General features: G+C 73.5%; 1 protein-coding gene. It reads right to left on the minus strand.

What is annotated here, in order from left to right; all coding sequences use genetic code 11:
- Positions 1-34: 34 nt before the first annotated feature.
- The coding region (locus tag FLQ44_RS23440; protein ID WP_206208599.1) for a hypothetical protein at positions 35-257 on the minus strand (223 nt) is incomplete at its 5' end.

The following is a 257-nucleotide window of genomic DNA, read 5'->3' on the forward strand; positions in this document are numbered from 1 at the left end:
AAGCCCGCAGCCCCAACCCCAGCTGAGCGCCGAACTACAGCCCTGCGGCGCGCTGCACCCAAAGCCTGCGCAGCGGCGCGATCGCCCCGGCCAGGCCCAGCGCATGGCCGCGCAGCAGGGTCGGCAGCAGGGCGTCGTTCGAGAACAGGCGGTTCAGGGCATCAAAGCCCCGCGCGGCCAGCGCGTTCTCGCTGCGGCGGCGGCGCGCGTAGCGATCGAGCAGGCGCGGCGAATGCAGGGGCTGGCCGCGTTGTTGT

The sequence above is a fragment of the Vogesella mureinivorans genome (assembly GCF_007644035.1).
Classification (GTDB): Bacteria; Pseudomonadota; Gammaproteobacteria; order Burkholderiales; family Chromobacteriaceae; genus Vogesella; species Vogesella mureinivorans.